The 18,604-nt window shown below is 62.2% G+C and carries 15 protein-coding genes; 6 read left to right on the top strand and 9 right to left on the bottom strand.

What is annotated here, in order from left to right:
- Positions 1-32 precede the first annotated feature (32 nt).
- Together folD and OHD62_RS06765 are read right to left on the bottom strand one after the other, a co-directional pair.
- Positions 33-932 carry a bifunctional methylenetetrahydrofolate dehydrogenase/methenyltetrahydrofolate cyclohydrolase FolD gene (folD, locus tag OHD62_RS06770; RefSeq protein WP_263781695.1) on the bottom strand — a complete coding sequence of 300 codons (900 nt, stop codon included), beginning with the start codon at positions 930-932 and terminating at the stop codon, positions 33-35.
- Between the two features lie 238 nt (positions 933-1,170).
- Positions 1,171-3,789 carry a Wzz/FepE/Etk N-terminal domain-containing protein gene (locus OHD62_RS06765; RefSeq protein ID WP_263781694.1) on the bottom strand — a complete coding sequence of 873 codons (2,619 nt, stop codon included), beginning with the start codon at positions 3,787-3,789 and terminating at the stop codon, positions 1,171-1,173.
- 194 nt (positions 3,790-3,983) lie between these two features.
- Here OHD62_RS06765 and OHD62_RS06760 point away from each other — a divergent pair, with 194 nt between their 5' ends.
- Positions 3,984-5,279 (top strand): lipopolysaccharide biosynthesis protein, encoded by a 1,296-nt coding sequence (locus OHD62_RS06760; protein ID WP_263781693.1) that lies wholly within the window; start codon positions 3,984-3,986, stop codon positions 5,277-5,279.
- Positions 5,280-5,729: 450 nt separating this feature from the next.
- Here the strand turns inward: OHD62_RS06760 and OHD62_RS06755 are convergent, their stop codons facing one another.
- The 4 genes from OHD62_RS06755 to OHD62_RS06740 form a co-directional block, all read right to left on the bottom strand.
- Positions 5,730-6,488 (bottom strand): hypothetical protein, encoded by a 759-nt coding sequence (locus tag OHD62_RS06755; protein WP_263781692.1) that lies wholly within the window; start codon positions 6,486-6,488, stop codon positions 5,730-5,732.
- A gap of 79 nt (positions 6,489-6,567) precedes the next feature.
- On the bottom strand, positions 6,568-7,485 hold the full coding sequence (locus OHD62_RS06750; protein ID WP_263781691.1) for a DUF6492 family protein: 918 nt from the start codon (positions 7,483-7,485) through the stop codon (positions 6,568-6,570).
- Positions 7,482-8,288, bottom strand: coding sequence for a WecB/TagA/CpsF family glycosyltransferase (locus OHD62_RS06745; protein WP_263781690.1), 807 nt, complete (start codon positions 8,286-8,288; stop codon positions 7,482-7,484). The genes OHD62_RS06750 and OHD62_RS06745 overlap by 4 nt, the downstream gene beginning before the upstream one ends.
- Positions 8,285-9,457: a glycosyltransferase gene (locus OHD62_RS06740; RefSeq protein ID WP_263781689.1), complete on the bottom strand. Its 1,173-nt coding sequence runs from the start codon at positions 9,455-9,457 to the stop codon at positions 8,285-8,287. The genes OHD62_RS06745 and OHD62_RS06740 overlap by 4 nt, the downstream gene beginning before the upstream one ends.
- Positions 9,458-9,630: 173 nt before the next feature.
- On the opposite strand from OHD62_RS06740, the gene OHD62_RS06735 reads away from it, so the two are divergent.
- From OHD62_RS06735 to proC, 3 genes are all read left to right on the top strand, one after another.
- Positions 9,631-10,629, top strand: coding sequence for a glycosyltransferase family 2 protein (locus tag OHD62_RS06735; protein ID WP_263781688.1), 999 nt, complete (start codon positions 9,631-9,633; stop codon positions 10,627-10,629).
- Positions 10,598-11,917 (top strand): O-antigen ligase family protein, encoded by a 1,320-nt coding sequence (locus tag OHD62_RS06730; protein ID WP_263781687.1) that lies wholly within the window; start codon positions 10,598-10,600, stop codon positions 11,915-11,917. The genes OHD62_RS06735 and OHD62_RS06730 overlap by 32 nt, the downstream gene beginning before the upstream one ends.
- A gap of 110 nt (positions 11,918-12,027) precedes the next feature.
- Positions 12,028-12,843: a pyrroline-5-carboxylate reductase gene (gene proC, locus OHD62_RS06725; RefSeq protein ID WP_263781686.1), complete on the top strand. Its 816-nt coding sequence runs from the start codon at positions 12,028-12,030 to the stop codon at positions 12,841-12,843.
- Between the two features lie 14 nt (positions 12,844-12,857).
- Here the strand turns inward: proC and OHD62_RS06720 are convergent, their stop codons facing one another.
- The 3 genes from OHD62_RS06720 to OHD62_RS06710 all read right to left on the bottom strand — a co-directional run bounded on the left by OHD62_RS06720 (position 12,858) and on the right by OHD62_RS06710 (position 16,314).
- Complete coding sequence (locus OHD62_RS06720; RefSeq protein ID WP_412177356.1) at positions 12,858-13,307, bottom strand: universal stress protein; 450 nt, start codon at positions 13,305-13,307, stop codon at positions 12,858-12,860.
- 113 nt (positions 13,308-13,420) lie between these two features.
- On the bottom strand, positions 13,421-14,746 hold the full coding sequence (locus tag OHD62_RS06715; protein ID WP_263781684.1) for an NAD(P)H-dependent oxidoreductase: 1,326 nt from the start codon (positions 14,744-14,746) through the stop codon (positions 13,421-13,423).
- A 173-nt stretch (positions 14,747-14,919) separates the two neighbouring features.
- Positions 14,920-16,314: a multicopper oxidase family protein gene (locus OHD62_RS06710; RefSeq protein WP_263781683.1), complete on the bottom strand. Its 1,395-nt coding sequence runs from the start codon at positions 16,312-16,314 to the stop codon at positions 14,920-14,922.
- 415 nt (positions 16,315-16,729) lie between these two features.
- Here OHD62_RS06710 and OHD62_RS06705 point away from each other — a divergent pair, with 415 nt between their 5' ends.
- Together OHD62_RS06705 and OHD62_RS06700 are read left to right on the top strand one after the other, a co-directional pair.
- Complete coding sequence (locus OHD62_RS06705) at positions 16,730-17,503, top strand: SDR family NAD(P)-dependent oxidoreductase (protein ID WP_263781682.1); 774 nt, start codon at positions 16,730-16,732, stop codon at positions 17,501-17,503.
- A gap of 88 nt (positions 17,504-17,591) precedes the next feature.
- Entirely contained in the window at positions 17,592-18,593 is a 1,002-nt protein-coding gene (locus tag OHD62_RS06700; RefSeq protein WP_263781680.1) for a YihY/virulence factor BrkB family protein, read from the top strand.
- The last annotated feature ends 11 nt before the right edge of the window (positions 18,594-18,604 follow it).

Raw genomic sequence — 18,604 nt, 5'->3', positions numbered from 1 at the left:
AGCTGCGACTTTCCAGGGTTCGAACCCAATGTTCAGAAGGACGGCCGTTTCAATCCGGCCGCGAGATAGGCGGAAGCTAGCGTGTTGGCCATCAGCATGGCAATGGTCATCGGCCCGACGCCGCCCGGCACCGGCGTGATGGCGCCGGCGACCTTCGCCGCCTCGGCATAGGCAACGTCGCCGACGAGACGGGTCTTGCCTTCACCTCTTTCAGGCGCCGCGATGCGGTTGATGCCGACGTCGATGACGGTGGCGCCCGGCTTGACCCAGTCACCTTTGACCATTTCCAGGCGCCCGACAGCGGCCACCAGAATATCGGCGGTGCGGGCCAGCGCCGGCAGATCCTTGGTACGGCTGTGCGCGATGGTGACGGTGCAGTTGGCGGCAAGCAGAAGGTTGGCCATCGGCTTGCCAACGATATTGGAGCGGCCGACGACGACGGCGTTGAGCCCGGACAAATCCTTGCCGCGCACGCGCTCGATCAAAAGCATCGAGCCAGCCGGCGTGCAGGGAACAAAGGCGGTCTCGAGTTCGCCGGTGCCGAGCTTGCCGACATTGATGAAGTGGAAGCCGTCGACATCCTTTTCCGGTGCGATGGTCTGGATGATCTTGCCGGCATCGATATGGCCGGGAAGCGGCAGTTGCACCAGAATGCCGTTGATGGCCGGATCGGCGTTGAGCTCACCGATGATATCAAGCAATTCCTGCTCGGAGGTCTCGGCCGGCAGCGTGTGCTGGAGCGAATGAAAGCCGCATTCCTTGGCGGTGCGGGATTTGGAGGCGACGTAGACCTGGCTCGCCGGGTCCTCGCCGACGATGACCACGGCGAGACCGGGCTTGCGCGCGCCCTTTGCCGTCAGGTCGGCGGCCAGGTCCTTGACCCGCCGCACCACATCCTCGGCAACGCTTTTGCCGTCAATCACTTCTGCCATGAACCACCTTCAACACCGTTCCGCCCAAAGCACGTCGCGTCTGAAGGGATTCATGCGGCGTGCTTCGGGTCTTTGTCCCATGCAAGTCGTTGCCCAAACCACTGCCTGCCCTCGGAATCGCGAGAGCAGGTTTTTGGGTAACATGCAGCGCGGCATTTTCACGAAAAATCGAGCGGGCAATCCCGTCAATGCGCCGTCTTATGCCGTTAACTCGAAACCGGCGGTGTTTATTCGGGGTTCAGAAATAACGGCGGCGCGAACGGCTCTCGGTGAGTTCGCGAACCGCTTCGCGGAACTCACGCAGGCTGGCGCGGATTTCGTCTACCGAGGATTGCTGTTCATCGGCATCCGAAGCGTGATGGGCCTCATCCAGCGGGGCCTGAGGATAGGTCGGCGGCGCGGGCTGCTGCGGGTAAGGCGCCTGCCCCGCGTAAGGTATCGCGGGCGGCGGATAGGGATAATGGCCGGCCGGCGGCGGCTGCACCTGCCAGGGATAGCCCATCGGCGGTTGCGCATAGGGGTATGGCTGCATCTGCGGGGCCGGATAGACGGCCTGCCGAGGCATCATCTGATGAGGCAGGGGCGGCTGTTGCGGATACGGAGCATAGCCGCCTTGCTGGAACTGTGGCTGCGAGTGATCCGGGGACGCCGTCTGCTGGGGCGGGTAGTAGGGAGACGGATAGACGGGATGTTCCTCCATTGGCTTCTCGCTCTCGGCGATAGCGGGTGGGATGGGATCACTGGAACGCGCCGATTTTTCACTTGCCGCCTGGCCGGGCATAATCTTGCGCACCACCGACAGCAGCGCGCCGACCGGACCCGAACGTTGCGTGCCAGCGGCCTCGACCGGCGAGACGGACGGTGGTGGCGCCTGATATGCCCTGTCTTCGAGAGGTGTTGGGCGCTCATCGGTCCTGCGGCGCGAACGTGAATTGGCGGTTTCGCGCAGGCTCTCATAAGCGCCGCGCATGGCACCGAGACCGATGCCGGAGGCAAGCCCGCCCAGCAGGCCTGCCAGCACCATCACGGCGCGCGAGGGCCCGTTCGCTTCGAGCGGGGCGAAGGCCTTGGAGATCACGTTGATGTTGGCGGTGTTGATGTCCTTCTGCTCGCCGGTTTCCTTGGCGCGCAGAAGATATTGTTCGTAGACGGAGCGCTTGGCGGTGGCCTCGCGCTCGAGTTCGCGCAAGGTGACCAGGTCGCTGTTGACGTCGCCGCTGCGGACCTTCAGTTGCGCCAGGCGGGAGGCGAGATCCTGTTCGAGCTGCACGGCGCGTTTCAGGTCGACCTGCAGCGATGAGGCGATGCGGCGCAGTTCCGCGGCGATGCGGTCGCGCGCCCCCGCAAGCTGGGCACTAAGCGCCTGGAGCTCGGGATGGCGCGGCCCAAGCCGGATCGCGGCGCGATCGGCCTCCTGCTTGAGCGTCGCATATTGCGAGCGCAGTTCGCTCATCGTGTTGGAGTTGATCTCCTCGGGCAAAGTGCCGCTCAGCACCGAATTCACGTCGATCGAACGCGCCGACGCCGCACGGGCATTGAGTTCCAGCGTGCGGGCGCGGGCGATGGAAAGCTGCTCGTTGAGCTTGAGCATCTCGTCGTCGCTGATCAGGCGGCCCTGCGCGTCGACCAGATCGTGCGTCGCCCTGAAATCCTCGACCTTGCGCTCGGCTGCTTCCACGCCCCTGCGCAGCTCATCGAGCCTGGCCGTCAGCTCGTCGGTCGCGCGGCCTGCGGTGTCGGACTGGATCTGGCCGAAGGTCTGCAGGAAGACATCCGTCATCGTGTTGGCGATGAGAGCCGACTTCTCGCCATTTTGCGTGGTGGCGCTGACGGTGATGACGAAGGTCTTGCCGCCTCGCTCGACTGAAAGGCTTTCGGCCAGATTGTTAACCGCCAGCGCCCGGCGGCGGCTTTCGTCGGCGCCCGGCCCGTCACTGCGCGACAGGATTGACCGGATGAGTGACATGACGCCGAGGCCACCCGACCCTTGCCCGTTGAACTCCGGATCGTTGACGAGATTGAGCTTGTCAACGACCTTGTTGAGAACGGTGCCGGAGGTCAGCACGCGCACCTGGTTTTCGACGATGGCCAGCGTCGCGTCGGACGCAACCACCGATTGGGTGAGATCGCGGTCGGTGAGCTTCAGGTCGCGAGGGTCGACGATCAGTTCGGCGGTGGCCTCGTATTTCTTCGGTGTCGAGAGCGCGATGGCGACGCCAAGCGCAGTGCCCAATATCGTCATGGCGACGATCAGCGTCTTCGATCTGGCAATGCCGCGGACGACCTGCATCGGATCGATCAGTGGCCTCCATTCCTGTGCGTCGGCATCGTCGCGTGAGGGCTGCTGCTTACCCGCGTATCGAGGCTCGGATGCTGCAGGCGGACGGCGGACTTCGGAAACACCCGTGGTGGCCGACCCTCCCGGCTGCCGGGCTTGCATATAGCCACCTCTGACGGCTTCGTCCCGCGAAGGCCGTTGCTCTTCACCCATGTATGGAGGCTCGGGTGCGGCAGGGGGACGGCGGACCTCGAAAGCATCCGTGGCGGCCGGCTCTTCGGGCCGCCGATCTTGCGTGTAGCCACCTGCGGCAGCCTCGTCGGCGTCACGCTGCGTCTCGGTGGCCAAAACGGAATCGGCCTCGAATTGTGTCGTATCGGCGGCCAGCAGAGGATTCAGTCGCGCCTCGCGGCGCGAGCGGGCGAGCTGATGGCGTGTTGCGGCATCCTCGCGCCATGATTGGTCTGCCCGATCGCCGATCGAAACCAGCGAAGCGTCGTCCTCGCCGCGCACGGCCCGGCCGAGCGCCAGCAGGGAGCGCTCGCGCCTCCAGTCCTCACGGTTTTCCCTGTCGACCATTGTCTTGGAGCTTTGCCCTTGGCGGCTTGGGAGCGGCTGCAAATCGTTAAGCCACGCTAAACAGGCATAGGAAACAAAAGGTTAATTTTGGCGGGCAGAAGGTGAAGTTTCTCGTACTGGTTGTGTATCTTCTTGAGACACTCGAAAGCTGCCGAACGGCACGTTAAGCTTTCCGATCTATGCTTTTTCAACGCATGACCGAGACCAGTGACATACGCCAAAGGCGGCCCCTCGCCCGGATCGGCGCCTTCGTGGCCGAGCGACGGGGACTGGTTCGCGACTATCTCTCGGCAATCAGCGGCGCAGGCGGGCGGCTGGTGTTTTCGCTCGCCTATTTCATCGCGCTGGCCAACACGCTGTCCATCGCCGAGTTCGGCATGTTCGCCACCGCATCGGCCGCCGGCGTGATGCTGTCGCGCATCCTGGCCTTCGGTTTCATCTCGGCGCTCTACCGCACCGCCACCATTCGCCCCAATCTGATCGGCACCTTCACCGCCGGCTTCCTGCTGCTCGGCGTCATGTCGCTGCCGCTCTTGGCTGCAGCCTCCTACGGCGTCTACCTGATCTTCTTTGCCGACACCGTGCCACTGCCGGTCTTTGCGGCGATCGTGTTTGCCGAGGCGCTTTTGTGGCGGCCGGTCGAAGTGGCGCTGATCGTCAACAATGGCCTCGGCAAATTCGGCCGCGCCGCTTTGCTGACGATCCTGGCGACGGCCTTGCGAGCGGCCGGCGCCGTGCTGTTCATGCTCACAGCGCAGCGAACCATAGGTGTCTGGTCCTGGTATTATATCGGCGCCAATGCCGCCTCGCTGTTTTTGGCTTTCGGATTCTTCTATCCGCGCCAGAGACTGCGGCTAAGGACGGAACTCTATCTCCGGCGGCTCGCCGATTCCATCTATGTGGCCGGCGCCGAGGTGCTGTTCTACCTGCAGATGGAGTTCGACAAACTGCTGGTGCTGGCGATCGGCGGGCCGCATCTCGCCGGCATCTATGCCATCATCATGCGGCTGGTCGACCTGACCGCGATCCCGATCCGCACCTTCTCGATGATGCTGGTGCAGCGCATGATGCGGGCGCCGGAACTCTTGTCGCGCCTCGCGGTCAAGAGCGGCATTGAAGGCGGCGTTTTCCTGGTCTCGACGCTGGCGTTGGCGGCGCTCGGCATCGTGCTGCATTTCTTCCCCAACGCACTGGGCAGGAATGTCGCGGAGGCAGCCCCCCTGGTGGCGCTGGCGATCGGCGTGCCGGGATTGCGCAACCTGGTTGAATACCAGGCCGAGCTTCTGTTCGCGCGCGGCCAGACGGCGGTCAGGGCGCTCAACCTCGGCCTGCTTGCAGGGTTGAAGGCGGTGCTTTTGACCTATGTGCTGACCGCGATTGCCGACACGCCCAATCTGGTGCTGTCGCTCAACATCGTCTTCCTGCTGCTCTATATCGCCTCGGCGCTGCTGACCTATTCGGCGATGCGCAGACCGGCGAAGGCGATCTAGGGTCAGGCCTGATAGGCCGAACTGGCACTTCCTATCGGCTAAACCTGGCGGCCAGATCACCAGAAAAAATAGCAGCAAGACGGTTAGCGCGGCTCCCGTTCGTAGATCGCTCATACCGAATACATCCTGCATAAGTCCGAAGGTGACAGCAAAAAGGCAGAGCGAAGCTAAAGCAAACCCGAAGGCGACTGCTCCAACCAGGCGTCGAAACGTCACAACATTGGAACTTCGGTGAACGAGTCCAATTTTTGACTGAATGGAGCCTGTTCTCCACGCGGACAAGAGTTCACGAACGCAGCAGAATGCAAACGAGCACAAAACAATAAAAACAATACCGGAAGCCGTTATTTGGGATAGGATCGGGGCGTCTGATATCGCTGGCATCATGTGGACTGCTTGGCGCCAGAGTTTCGTGAAGGATAGTGACTGACCGGCATCCACAAAGTTCCTCTAACTCCCTAACGCCAATTGGGCGAGTGCCGTGCCCGCTTTAAAAAGCCCGTGCGCCAAGCCAACGAAACAGACCAATGCGATTAAGCCTAGTCCGAGAGTCGACGAGCCTCTTTTGGCTCCGCCTGACGATGTCTGCGACTGATATTTTGCGCGAATCGCCAGGATCTCTGCCCGAATTTTTGGATCCCGAGGTAGGTCCTCTCGGCGAAGTTCCGTTCTTCTCATGGCCACCAGCACGGTCAGTAAGGCGATCCATGTTAGTCCGGCCAGCCAGATGCTGATGACATAGAGCTGGGGATACAAAACTTCGTGGCTACTCAAGCATGCCTGCGGAAAAGGAATTCCGCCACCGGATGATCTGCGGCTCATTCGTCCAAGCCACCATCCATGATCGGTCATTGCCAGGCCAATGAGAAACCCCCCGACAGCTAACGCTCCACCGGCGATCATGCAGAACGATTTTCGGCCTTCAGCATCCGTGATCGCCTTGAATGCGCAGCGTCCCCCGATAAAAACAAGAACCAGCGTAATAACGATGGAATAGACCATCTGCGCCATGATCATCGTGGAAAAAGACGGAGAGCATTTTCCGAGATCGGCAGTGAGCGAGAAAGCGTTCGAAAAAGCCGTTTCGAACGCGGGATTCGCTTGGGAGAAAAAGGCGTAGATGAATGCACTCGACAGTAGGGCCACTGTTCCCGAGACGGCCCCTGCCCAGAGACTGTCCTTGGACTTCTCCTCCCAAGCAGTTGTCATAATTCGTCACCTTTGAACGTGGGTAGGAAACATAGGCAACTGGTGGAAACTCGGTCGTTCAGAGCGATTGACCCCGGGACTAATCGAGCCCAATCAGCCGGCGGATGCGGCTGACATCAGTGCCGATGAAGGACTGCATGCCGATGGCCACCTGTTCCGGCGCCATGGTGGCGACGAAGCGGCGGAATTCGTCATCCGACAGAGCTTCGCCGGTCCAATGGACGCGGCAGAATTCCTCCGAACCGTGGAAGTGGCCGGCGCCGTCCAGCACGTCGTCGACGTAACGGCCGTAGATCATGCATTCGGAGAACTGCCGCGCCGCGCCGATGACCTCGACCCAGCAGCGCGCGTGGACCGTCTCGATCCGGGCGCACATGGCTGTCACGCTTTCGCGGCGCCACGCGATTAACGTCGAGATGTAGTCGTGGGTCGAAGATGCGGCGATGCCGAGCGCCAGACCCGCATTGCGCGACCAGATCCGGTGCTCCTCATGACCTTCGCTGGAAAGCACCGCGTCGCGGCGGAACAGGCGCACCTTGTCATCGCGCCAGAAGGCGCTTGTGTCGAAAGGCTTGAGGAAGGCCACGTCGGAATCGCAGAAGATCAGCACGTCTTCCTGCGCCCGCGCGGCGATGGCGATACGGCGAAGCTGCTGCACATGCCAGCCTCGCAGCGGCATCGTCTTCAGGCTGAGCCAGATGCGCCGACGAAACAGGCTGAGTGGATCATCGAACGCGCGCAGCCAGCGCGGCAGAAGATCCCGCTCGTCGACAATGGTGCGACGGCTGTTCTCCAGTTGCCGAAACAGCGCCACGTCGCGATGCTCGACGAGGATGTAGTGATGCGCCACGCCGGAGACGTGGCGGTCGAGGGTTTCGCACAACAGGCGGCAACGTTCGAAGTCCGGCGCGTAGCTGGCCGTCACGACCGCCGCCGCCGGCGTCTGGCGAAGGAAGTCAGGCTCGATGTCGGCGCTGGGCACGAACCGGCTGTTCAATGGCTTGCTCCGGGGCTTGCTCCGGCAGGGTCGGGCTTGCCAAACAGTTTCTGACGCACGACACGCAACAGGAACACAGGGTTGCCGACGACGTAGCGGCGCCAGAGACGGCCCGGTTCGATCCACAGCCGAAACAGCCATTCGAGCCTGAGCCGGCGCATCCACAGCGGCGCCCGCGGCACCGTGCCGCTGAGAAAATCGAGCAGTGCGCCGACAGCGATCGGCAATGTGCAGTGACGCGCATCGATATGGCGGGCGATCCACAATTCCTGACGCGGCACGCCCATGGCGACAAGCAGCACGTCCGGCCGCAATCGGGCGATCCGATCGATGATGTCAGGCTCTTCGGCTGGCGGGAAATAGCCGTCATGAATAACGACAAATCTGTGCTGCACCGCCAGTGCGGCCAGTCTGGTCGATGCAGCCTCGGCGTTGACGCGCGTTGCGCCGAGCAGCCCGACGGTGAGCGGCCTGGTCGATGCCTGCAGGAAAGCCGGGACGAAATCGGTGCCGTTGAGATTATCGGGAAACGGCGCGCCGTAGAGCAGTTTCGCCGCCATGTCGACGCCGACGCCATCGGGCAGGATCAAAAAATCGTCGAGCGCTTCGGCGAAGACCGGATCCACACTGGCGATGTTGGCGTTGTGGGCATTGAGAAAGCTGATCTTGGTGAAGCGCCGCTCCGCGATCAGCCGGGTCAGCAGGGCGATCGCGTCGTCCCAACGGATGGCGAGGACCGGTATGCCCAGGATCGTCTTCAAACTGTCGACCCCAAAGGCGGCCTGGGCGGCATGCATGTTCACGCAAACGCCTCCTGCCTGACGGGGTTGAGCTTCTCCAGGCCAAGCCTGATCGCGGCATCGAGCGCTTTCACCTGCCGGTGATGGAAGGCGCTGCCATCGACATCCTTGACGTCGGCGGCCGCGGCTTCGAGCGCGGCGGCAAAGGCAATCGGGTCATCGGTGACGACGCAGTTGTCCGGACGATGGTCGATGCCGCGTAGCGAATGGCTGGTGGCGACGGATGGCAGGCCGAGTTCGAAGGTCTCGATGGTCTTGAGCTGGACGCCGCTGCCGGCCGTGCTGATCAGCGGGATGACGGCGGCGCTGCGCACGAAAGCCCGCGCGTCCGGCACCCGTCCGACGAATTCGACGCCCGGATGCTTCGAGGTTACGCCCGACGGCATGTTGCCGGCGATACTGATCCGGAAATCAGCCTTTAGATGCGGCACTACCTTTTCCAGGAACCAGTCGAGGCCGATGCGGTTCGGCTGCCAGGTCCAGGTGCCGATCAGCGCCGCGTCGCAGTCGATGCGGCGCTGGTTCCTCTGCTTCGGCGCCTCACTGCATGTCACCAGCGGCAGCACCGCCGAGCGGTCGTCGGACGCGACGCCGAGTGCCGCGCGATCCTCCTCGGCCAGGGTGAAGACGAAGCGCGCCCGGCGGCAGAGCCGCTCTTCCACCGCCTCGAGCAGCTTCGCCTCGCGGCGAAACAACAGGCGCTGGAAAAGACCGCCCGCGGCCGCGGCGTTCTCCTGCGCCGAGCGATGTTCGACATTGTGGGCGACGAAGATCGACGGCCGGTCGTCGAAGAGTTCTTCGAAGGCGCCGGCGAACTGCACCGAATTCAGGATATATCCGTCGAAGGGGCCGGCGCGCTCGATGGCGGCGCGAACCTTGCTGTCGGAAACAACGCGCAATTTGACCGACGCGAAAGTGAGGCCGGAAAGCATCGCCCTTGCAACCCAGGCGATCTTTTGCAGCGATGATGCACTTTCGGTGCGGACATCGACGGCGCCGAGCACGATGGTGTTTTGCGGATCGCTCGCCGGCTTGCCCGGCCAGGTGAAGCCGATCACGGTGACGCGCGCGCCGGCGCGCCGCAAAGCAGCGATGATCGCGGCATTGGCAATCTCATAGCCCGAGGCAAGAGCACCGTCGGGCACGATCGATGTGGCGAACAGCAGATGCATCTCACCTATCCTGTCCGATGCAGCTAGCAAAGCGGGGTGAAGCGTTGATTAAGCGGCAACAATCGAGGGTTGAAGGCCACGAGTTTTGCCTGTCCGTCCACGAAAGGTGATTAACGAAACGTTATCATCGCGGTGCTATCGAGAGCCAAACTCACCTTCTGGGCTGAACACGGATGATCCATTCGCCATCGGACGGTTCGGTATCGATCGCGGGGCGGTCTCCGGGACTTGCCGCGGCGGCCATCGAGGCCGTCGTCACGCTGCCGACCTTCAAACGGCCGCAACAGCTGCTGGCGACGCTGGCGTCGCTCAAGGCCCAGGAAACCGGCAGACGCTTCGCCGTGATCGTCATGGAGAATGAAACGGAAGCGCGCGAGGGCGCCAGGGCGGCGCTGCCGCTGTTCGAGCGCGGCGAGATATCAGGCATGGTGATCGTCGCGCATGAGCGCGGCAATTGCAGCGCCTACAATGCCGGCTGGCAGACGGCGATCCTGCATTTCCCTGACTTCAGACACCTGCTGGTCATCGATGACGACGAGATCGCCGATCCGCAGTGGCTGGAGCGCATGTGCAAGGCGGCCGAGACGCTTCGAGCCGACATTGTCGGCGGCCCGCAAATGCCAGTGTTTGCCGACGCGGCGCATGCGAGATGGGCCGAGCACCCGGTCTTTGCGCCGCCCTACCGGCAGACCGGGCGCGTGCCCGCGCTCTATTCCTCCGGCAATCTCCTGGTGGGCCGCAACGTGCTCACCGCCATGGGCCCGCCCTTCCTCGACCTGAAATTCAACTTCATGGGCGGCGGCGATTCCGATTTCCTGAGCCGGTCGGCGCAAAGAGGCTTCGTGCTCGGCTGGTGCGCCGAGGGACAAGTGCATGAAACCGTTCCGGCCCGGCGCGTCGAGGCCGACTGGATCCGCGCCCGCAGCCTGCGCAACGGCGTCATCTCGACACTGGTCGAGAAGAAGAAGCGGGCCGGCACCCCATTCGCCGGCACCAAGGTCTTTCTGAAGAGCCTGGCGCTGCTTGCCGCCTCGCCGTTTCGCGGCGCGGTCAGGCTGGCGCGAACGGGATCGTTGGCGACGGCCTTGTACCCCGTCCACGTAGCCCTCGGCCGCGTGCTTGCCGAATTCGGATATGCCAATGAGCAGTACCGCCAGCCTGAGAAAAACTGAACGCGCGCCGCTCAGCGCGGCGTTCACGCGCGAAGGCGTCGCGACCGCGATCGCCGCGCTGCTGTTCACCGTCATCCTGGTATCGTTCCGCCCTTTCCAGCCAGCCGGCGCCGAATTGACCGGCGATGGCGGCGATATCGTCAACCAGCTTGGGTTCGGCTCGCTCGGCGCGATCTCGATCTTCTCGCTGATGGCGTTCGCCGACCCCCGCGTGGTGCGTTCGCTGCTCAGCCCGTCCTGGCTGTTGATGCTGGGGTTCTTCATGCTGTCGGTGGTGATGGCGACCGATCCGCCGTCGGCGATGCGCGCTGCTTTCTTCACGTTGATCGGCATTATGACGATGGCGACGATCCTGGCGCTTCCGCGCGACGCAGAAGCCTTTTCGAAAGTCATCATCTTTACCATCGTCGTCGTCATGGGGCTCTCCTATGTCGGGCTCATCGTCTTTCCGCACGAGGCCCTGCACACCGCCGATTCGCAGGAGCCCGAACATGCCGGCCTGTGGCGCGGCGTCTTCACCCACAAGAATATCGCCGGGCCTGTTATGGCCTGCTTCAGCTTCGCCGGCCTTTATCTCTATCGGCGCGGGCAGCGGCTATGGGGTGCTGCAATCTTCTGCGCGGCCATGTTCTTCATGTTCCACACCGGATCCAAGACGACCGCCGGATTGGTGCCGTTCTCAATCCTGATCGTCGTGTTGCCGAGCCTCATTGGCATGCGGCTCGGCACACCGATCCTGTTTGGTCTGGCAATTATCGCCATGGCGGTGGGCACGCTCGGCATCGTCTTCCTGCCGCCGGTAAAATATCTGGCGTCGATCTATTTCCCGGACATGACCTTCACCGGACGCACGACGCTGTGGGAGTTCGCCGGCGACATGCTGGCGAAGCGGCCATGGACCGGTTATGGCTATGAGAGCTTCTGGGGCACGCCGCTGCTCTTGAACCAGGATCAACCTTTCGACCGGCCCTGGGATATCAGAACCATCGTGCACGGCCATAACGGCTATCTCGACATCGCCGTGCTGATGGGCATTCCGGCGCTGTGCGTGGCGGTCTACACTTTCCTCATCGCCCCACTGCGCGACTATATGCGCATCCCCTTGCGCAAGGAGAACATCTATCTCGGCGACTTCTTCATGATGGTGGTGCTGTTCACCGCGTTGAACGCCTTCCTCGAAAGCTTCTTCTTCCACCGCGCCGATCCGGTCTGGATGTTTTTCGTCTTTGGCGTGCTTGGCCTCAGGCAGGTATCGCTGCGGCCACTCGCGGTTCGTCATCAGTCCTGATGCGCCCCATCCCAAGGGGCTTTCCCGCACCGTCACGAGCGTCTATGGAGAGCCGCTCCTTTCAGGAACCGGCTCCGGTTCCCGGGGTCGTGCTCTAGCGGAGGGTTTCCATGACGATCAGGCTCGTTCTGGCCGGTTGCGGCAATATGGGCTACGCCATGCTGTCGGGCTGGCTGAAATCCGGCAAGCTCGCACCAGCGGCGGTCTTCGTGGTCGAACCCAATGCCGAATTGCGCAAACGCGCCGAAGCGCTGGGCTGCGGCTCCGCGGCGGATGCCGGCGACATCCCGGCCGATGCGGTGCCAAGCCTGGTCGTCATCGCAGTCAAGCCGCAGGTGATCCGTGACGTGACGGCTGCCTACAAGCGTTTTGGCGACGGCCGCACCACTTTCGTCAGCATCGCCGCCGGAACCCCCGTCGCCACGTTCGAGGACATACTGGGCGACCGTGCGCCGATCATCCGCTGCATGCCCAACACGCCAGCGGCGATCGGCAAGGGCATGATGGTGGTGTTTTCCAACAGGCTTGTTTCCGACGATACCAAGCCTTTCGTTGCCGACCTGCTTTCGGCGAGCGGGCAAGTGACTGATATCGACGACGAGAGCCTGATGGATGCCGTAACGGCTGTGTCCGGGTCCGGCCCGGCCTATGTCTTCCATTTCATCGAAGCGCTGACCGTGGCTGCCGAGAAGGCCGGGCTGCCGAACAAGACCGCCAGGCTGCTCGCCATGCAGACGGTCTATGGCGCCGCCTCGCTGGCCGCAGAAAGCGGCGAGGAGCCAGGCGTGCTGCGCCAGCAGGTGACCAGTCCCAACGGTACGACGGCTGCCGCGCTTGCGGTGCTGATGGGCGAGGAGCGGCTGACGCATCTGCTGACAGAAGCGGTGGAAGCGGCACGGCTGAGATCGATTGAACTCGGAAAGTAGTCGCTCGGATTCTGCTATTTCACGACGAGCACCGAGACGGGCGAGTGCGCCAACACCTCGGCTGTTTGGCTACCAAGTAAAAGCCGCCCGACGCCGCGACGCCCATGTGACGCCATCACGATGAGATCGCAGGCCCGCTCTGTGGCGACCTGCAGGATCGCACTGGCGGCTCGTGAGTTCGGGACTTGGATTGTTTCGACAGCGACGCCTATGGCCGCGGCGGATTCTATTATCCTTGAGAAGATTTGATCCGCGAATTGCTTCTGTGCAGCATCGAAACTGTGCATTTCCTCCACTGTAGGTACCCAGCCAGCGCCAATCGTCAGCCCAGCCAGCGGGTAGGCATCGGTAGCGATGACGACGGTAATCCTGACGCCCAAGGCTTTCGCCAAACCAAGACCTTGTTCGACGCCCTTTTGAGCGAGTTCTGAGCCGTCCGTCGGAATGAGAATATGCTTGTACATCATGCTCTCCACGATTGAGGACATTTAGGCTCCGGCAGGAAGCAGAAGCAATAGCCGCGCCGAGTTCAGACCAGGAAGCGATAGAGCGGGGATTGGCAAAGCGGGCGGGGTCCCTACTTTTTCGGGATCATGCCGTAAAGCATCTCGTCCTGCAGCCGACGCAAGGCGAACAGCCTAGTGGTCCGGTCGGGCGCGGCATTGTCCGCCGTCAGCAATTCGCCTTTCCTGACCGGCTTCAGCACCTTGCCGCCTTCGAGCAGACCAACAGGCACAGCGCGATTGGCGCGGGCTTCTTCGACGGTCATGGTCCAGGAGCGATAGCAGGTCTCGCCAATGGCGTCGAAAGTCTCTCCGACGGCAAGGTCGCGCTTGGCTACTGCGCAGACTTCTGCAACCGGCTTCGGCAGCGGCACCATGTCCGCCTTGCCGTAAAGCGCGATACGCGCGGCGGTCAGCGGCACTTCCAGCGAGGTCAAATGATAGGGCCGGAAGAAGCTGTAATAGGGACCGTGACCGATATGGAGATCGTCCATGCGCTCGATGATGCGTGGATGCGTTGCCTCGACGATGACGAAGACGCCGGGCGCCACGCCCTTGCCGATCGTGTAGTCGACGACGCCCTTCTTCGACAGGATGCCGCCATCGGCGCGCGGAATGAGCACCTTGGCCAGTTCATCGCGGTCGGCCCTGGGGCCATGCATCCCCGCAATGTCAGGGACCAGCCCGGTGGCGTTGGCGATGGCGCACATCTCGACCATGGTTTTCGAGCCGTCGACGAACTCGACCAGCATGCGCGGGTTCATGTTGCGGCGCAGCGCCTCCTCGCGATAGTCGTCGGGAACCGCGTCGTGGTTGAGCGGATTGTTCTTGCCCTTGCCGGCCGAGACGATGGTGTAGCCGAGTGCTGCGGCGAACTCGATCAGCTCCATGCAGCTAGACGGCTCGTCACCGGCGCCGACCGAATAGACGACGCCGAGCCGGTCGGCCTGCTGCTTCAAATAGCAGCCGATGGTGACGTCGGCCTCGACATTCATCATCACCAGATGCTTGCCGTGTTCCATCGCCTTCAGGTCGAAATCCGCGGCGACGCCAGGTTTTCCCGTGGCGTCGATGACGACGTCGATCAGCGGATTGGTGACCAGCATCTCGTTCGAGGTGATGGCGATCTTGCCGCTCTCGATCGCCTCGGTGACTTTCGAACCGGTGCCCGCTTCGACGGCCATCGCCTCGTCGCCATAGGCAATGCGTATCGCCTCGAGGGCGGTGTGCGGACGCCGCGTCGAGATGGCGGAGATCGCAATGCCGGGCATCAGCATGCCTTGCGTCACCAGATCGGTGCCCATTTCGCCCGAGCCGATAACGCCGATGCGCACCGGGCGGCCTTCGTTGGCGCGCTTGGCGAGATCACGGGCAAGCCCGGTCAGGGCGACATTGGTCATGCGCAGGCGTCCATGCTTTTTGATTTGCAGGCGGCAATAGCAGGGATTGGTCACTGTTTGCTAACAAAACCGGCTGGCGGCGGCAATTTCTCGCTCGTCGATGCAAGGCCTAAACAACCCATATCATCCGTCCCGCGAGTCCCTGAAGCCAATGCTGCTGGCCGGTCGAGGCTTCAAACCACTCTGATATAGCTCGTCATTCCCGATTTCTGGTGCTCGATGATGTGGCAGTGCAGCAACCAGTCGCCGGGATTGTCCGCCACGAAACCGAGCTGAACCTTCTCGTTGGGCTGGAGGAGATAGGTGTCCGAGATCACCGGCTCAACCCTACGCATCGAGGACGACAGCACCTTGAAGCTCATGCCGTGCAAATGCATCGGGTGCGATTGTGGCGTCAGATTTTCCATGTCGATGACATAGCTTCTGCCAAGTTTCAATTCGGCCAATGGTGCGGTTGGATCCGGCGTATCGCCCGGCCATGGCACCTTGTTGATTGCCCAGAAACTGTAGCCAAGCGATCCACAGATGCCATCGCTGGGGATGTTCTCCGCCGTGGCGCTGAGCGCCAATGAAATGTGCTTGGCGGTGGTGAGATCCACCTCCTGCACCGGATTGACCTCCAGGGGTGCAAGGTCGTGGAGGTTCCGCTTGAGAGAACTTCCCGTCGCGCGCAATGTCGCCAGGACTTTGGGCTTGGTGCCCCTGACGTCTCTCAGGCTCACGACTGCCCCTTCCTCGTCTGGCATGCGTATGGCGAGCTCCATGCGTTGGCCAGGTCCAAGCAGCAAGGCATCGGGCGAAAAGCGCTGCGGCACAGGATTGCCGTCAAGCGCTATGACAGCCGCCTCAGCGCCCTCGACGCGAAAGGCATAGATCCGCGTGACATCGGTGATGGCGATCCGCAGCCGCGCCAGCCCTCCGGCCGGCGCGTCATATTGTGGCTGACCCTGCCAATTGGCGGTGCGTACCGTTCCATAGGTGCCGGTTTTTGCCGCATCGCGCGGCCGGAACTGGTCGATGAACTGGCCGTCGTCGCCAAGCCGCCAGTCGCGCAGATTGATGACCATTTCGGCATCGAATTTCGGATCGCCCGGGTTCTCCACCACGATCACGCCCGTCAGGCCATGGCCCATCTGGATCAGCGTATTGCAATGCGGGTGATACCAGAAGGTGCCGGCGTCGGGCGGGGTGAATGCATAATCGAAATGATCGCCGGTATAGACATAGGGTTGAACCAGAAATGGAACGCCATCCATCTTGTTTGGCACGCGAATGCCGTGCCAGTGGATCGTCGTCGGATCGTCGATAGCGTTGACAAGCCGGGCAGCGAAGGGCTCGCCTTTTTTCATCCTGAGCACTGGCGGCATTCCCTGGTCGCCATAAGTCAGCACATTTCTGGTCTGCCCAACATCCACCAGCTTCGCCTGGATCCTGGCCGTCTGCAGCGTCACCGGCTCAGGCTTGATTGCGGCCCAGCCGGCAAATCTGCCCGCGGCAGAGAGCCCGACCCCACTCGCTCCGGCAATCGCAGCAGTTTTCAAAAGTCTGCGGCGTGTGAGTATGGTCATGATGGGCTCCAACGCGAAAGACAACTGCCCCAGGGAATCGCCACCCTGGATCATGAGCGGGCAAGCAGGGCAAATGCCGATATTGGCACATCGCGTCTCGATGATGCCATGGCGACCAGATGACATTTGCTTGCTGTATGGTGTGAACTCAGTGTTCTACACAAGCACACTGAGCCATCGAGACGGCTCGGGAACCTCATCGCAACGCTTTCCTGCCCTTGCGGACGTTGTCGAGATTCTGCGTCGTCTCCTTGGCGTTGACGTTGTTGCCTGCCGCCTTTGCGGGGCTGGCGATCGGCGCCCGGCTGGCTTTCGCCCGGTGACCGGATAGAGTTCAGCCGGATACTGTTTGGCGAAGAGGAGACCATCCTTGTCGCGGCGTTTCGCACCCGACAAGGCTTAAAGGGAGGTTGCGATGACGAATGAGTTCACGCCGAAATTCGATCTGGCCGGCAAGGTGGTTCTAGTGACCGGAGCCTCGCGCGGCATCGGCCGCGCCTCAGCGCTCGCCTGTGCCGGCTCCGGCGCCGATATGATCGTCGGCGTGCGCAGTGCCGGCGACGGTGCGCAACTGACCGCCGAGATCGAGCGCATGGGCCGGCGGGCGCTGGCCGTGCAGATGGATCTCACTGACCTCGCCACGGTGCGTAAGGCTGTCGCCGAGGCGCACGCTGCCTTCGGCCGCATCGATGTTCTGGTCAACAATGTCGGGCTCGGGCCGGAAAACCTGGCTGAGAATGTGACCGAAGAGGATTTCGACCTCACCGTGAACGTCAACCTCAAGGGCACGTTCTTCACCACGCAGGCAGTCGCGAAAACGATGATCGCGCAGAAATCCGGGCGCATCATCAACATCAGTTCGCAGGCCGGCACGGTGACGCTGAAGGGCGAGGCGATCTATTGTATGACCAAGGCAGCGATAAACCACCTGACCCGCTGCCTCGCCGCCGAATGGGCGCAGCACAAGATCGCCGTCAACAGCGTGGCGCCGACCTTCATCTGGACCGACGGCACGCGGCCCTCGCTCGCCGAGCCGGACTTTCACGCGCATGTGCTGGGGCATATCCCGCTCGGCCGCATCGGCGACCCGATCGATGTCGCGGGGACTGTGGTGTTCCTGGCCTCACCGGCGGCATCGATGATTACCGGGGCGAATATATTGGTCGATGGAGGGTGGTCGGTGGCTTAGTCGAGAGAAAAGCGCTTCTCAAACTCGACGCTCTGGTCCGCTGCCATATTGCCTCTAGTTGCTTGTCGGGAAGCACGGGAGGCAAGGCATGCGGAACTTGGTGCAAGAAGCCTGGGCACTGCTTACGGAGAGCATCTTCGGCTTCATCAATGACAATGCCTTGAGCCGCGGGGCAGCTATGGCGTTTTATGCCACGACCTCGCTTGCGCCGATCCTGCTCATTGTTGTCGCTATCGCAGGCATGGCCTTTGGAAACGATGCCGCGCAACTGGCCCTTTCGGCCCAGCTCGCGGGCCTGATGGGTCCGCAGAGTGCCGAGCTTTTGCAGGCGACAGTCGAAAACGCGTCAAGTCGAACAGCGGGGACGTTCGCCGGCATTTTGGGGCTCGTCACGCTGTTCGTCACCGCATCCGGCGTGTTTGGCGAAATGCAACTTGCGCTGAACGAGATCTGGAAAGTCAAACCGAGTGGGACATCGATCTCACGGCTGGTGCGGGCACGTGCTGCCAGCCTCGGTCTGGTCGCAGCGCTTGGCTTCCTGCTCCTGGTTTCCCTGGTGGCCAGCGCTGCAATTTCGGCGCTTGGAGAAATCATCAACGCATATCTGCCCTTTGGCACCATTGTTCTCAGTACAATCAACGGGGTTGTCTCGTTTGCCTTGATCGCGCTTTTGTTTGCCGCAATCTACAAGGTCTTGCCAGACCGCGCGCTGCAATGGCGCGATGTCGGCCTCGGGGCCGTGGTAACGGCGTTTCTCTTCACGATCGGCAAGTCGCTGATCGGCTGGTATATCGGAACCAGCGCGATCGCGTCGTCCTACGGCGCAGCCGGTGCGTTGCTCGTCGTGCTGTTGTGGGTCTTTTATTCGTCCGAAATCTTTTTGCTGGGCGCCGAATTCACTCGAGCCTATTCGGTTCGACATGGCAGCCGGTCCGATCTGAAAGCGACCATTAAGCTAAGTGATCGCGAACAGAAGCTGGCGACCGCGGCCAGGCGTGAAAGGTCTGAAAACCAAGTCGTCGGCTGGATTATATTCAGCAGTCTCCTCACCGCGTTTCTAAGCCACCTCTCCTATCAACGTCGTCGCTGAACGTCCGGGCG

Source organism: Mesorhizobium sp. YC-39 (assembly GCF_025753795.1).
In the GTDB taxonomy this organism is placed as follows: Bacteria; Pseudomonadota; Alphaproteobacteria; order Rhizobiales; family Rhizobiaceae; genus Mesorhizobium.
Note: the sequence above shows the minus strand (reverse complement) of the source record. Positions and strands in the feature narration are given on the sequence as shown.